At 27.8% G+C, this 2,111-nt stretch carries 2 protein-coding genes; both read left to right on the forward strand.

Annotated features, from left to right (window positions below; all coding sequences use genetic code 11):
- The coding region (locus EC396_RS12665) for an HpaII family restriction endonuclease (protein WP_129366996.1) at positions 1-823 on the forward strand (823 nt) is incomplete at its 5' end.
- 257 nt (positions 824-1,080) lie between these two features.
- Positions 1,081-1,704 (forward strand): hypothetical protein, encoded by a 624-nt coding sequence (locus EC396_RS12670; protein WP_129366997.1) that lies wholly within the window; start codon positions 1,081-1,083, stop codon positions 1,702-1,704.
- The last annotated feature ends 407 nt before the right edge of the window (positions 1,705-2,111 follow it).

A 2,111-nucleotide genomic window follows, 5' to 3' on the forward strand; every position in this document is an offset into this window, starting at 1 on the left:
CTTACTAAACTCTATAAAATCTAACACTGAAAGAACATTTTCTGTCCCTGAAATTGAGGAATTTATGCACAGTATAAATTGTATTTCATTAAAAGCAAGTTCGTCCGCAAAAACAGATATTACAATTGTAGTTCATGACCAAAGAACTGGCCAACAACCAACTCTGGGCTTCAGTATTAAATCACAATTAGGTAATCCTTCTACTCTATTGAATGCTGGAAAAACTACGAATTTTTGCTTTAAAATATCTAATCTTTCAAAAGACCATATAAAGGAAATAAATGCAATTTCTACCAAAAGTAAAATAAAAGACAGAATTTTAAAAATCAAAGAATTAGGCGGTATATTTGAGTTTTCTAATACCGAAAAACAAATTTTTTCAAATAATTTAGTTTTAATTGATAGTTCTTTACCTAAAATCTTATCAGAATTAGTTTTTAATTTTTACTCCGATAGCAAAACTAAAATAAAAGAATTAGTTGATGAAATTGAAATTCAAAATCCATTAAATTTTGACACTTCAAATAATCATCAATTTTACTCTTATAAAATAAAACGATTTTTAACAGATATTGCTCTAGGAATGATGCCTTCTAAAGTTTGGACAGGTAAATATGATGCTACTGGAGGTTATTTAGTAGTCAAAGGAAATGGAGAAATTTTATGTTATCATATTTACAACAAAAATGAGTTTGAAAATTATTTGATAAATAATACAAAATTAGAAACTGCTAGTTCAACCAGACACGATTTCGGAGAATTGTTTGAGGAAAACAGAGAAATCTATTTTAAATTAAACTTACAAATTAGATTTTTAAAATAAAAATTAAGTTCTTTTACACATACATATTTGCAATTTGCTCCAGCCAACGCTTAAAGCCAAAATTGCAAAAAAGTATTATAATTCTTACTTCAAAGATTAATGAAAAGAAAAAGCCAGTGGCTAACAACTCATAAAATTTATGCTTACATTTAAACTAAATAACGAACCGACAAACATTAAACAAACGATTTGCTACGTCCGAAAAATCTCCGATTTTCCAGTCGCACAAATCTTATAAAAGCCCGTTGTACACAATTATGAAAAGAACACTTTTTATCATAATAATTTTGATTTTCAATATTTGTTTATCTCAAAATGAGGATAAAACAAATCATCTTGATTTTCAGAAAGAGTTTATGATAAAAGCTGAAGAAAACATATTAAAAAATGAATTAGGAAAAGCATATTTCTCATACCAATTTGCTCTTCACCAAGACTCAACTTCGGTTAACGGAATAATAGCATTACGAAAATCTGATTCTTTAAAACTCATACTAAGAAACAAACTTAAATTAGAAATTATCGGAGTCTGGAAGTTAAAAAAATTTGCTAATGGTATGATACTAAAAAAAACTGATGACAACCTTGAGTTTGATAAAATATTGATTATCTCGAACAGTGAGATTTCCTTCTATGAGCAGAATAAAAAAACTCAAAAGAATGAATTTATTAAGCGAGAAAAAATACAGTTTAATAACATTCCTGATTTATGGCCAGCATACTCTGAATTAATTTATTCCGACAAACAAATTTGGAGTTTCACCTTGATTGAAAACGGGAAAAATTTAAAAATAAAAAATACTGGAAAAGTGATTAACGAGAAATCTAGAGAGCAAATGTTAAGTGGAAATTCTGAATTATTTTATGAACGAATAAAATAACTGTGTACAACAACTCATAAAATTTATGCTTACATTTAAACTAAATAACGAACCGACAAACATCCAATTAACGATTTGCTACGTCCGAAAAATCTCCGATTTTCCAGTCGCACAAATCTTATAAAAGCCCGTTGTGTAACATGTCATCGGAATTCACTCTGAATTCCTTAATTTGAGTATTTTAATTTAAATAAAAAATTCGGATTTAAAAAATGGCGGAGTTTGAGCGTTGGAATTTGAATGTTGGAATATAGAAGATTCTATAAAAATTTAAACTAAAATGACAAATTTCGGATTTAAAAAATGGCGGAGTTTGAGCGTTGGAATTTGAATGTTGGAATATTTAAGATTTAAGAAAAATATAAACTAAAAGAGAATTGGATTGTCTGACAATTGCGCCGAGAAAA

It is taken from the genome of Lutibacter sp. HS1-25 (assembly GCF_004121075.1).
Classification (GTDB): domain Bacteria; phylum Bacteroidota; class Bacteroidia; order Flavobacteriales; family Flavobacteriaceae; genus Lutibacter.

Coding starts and splice junctions, on each gene's coding strand:
- EC396_RS12670 (WP_129366997.1), top strand. CDS start 1,081: ATGAAAAGAACACTTTTTATCATAATAATTTTGATTTTCAATATTTGT.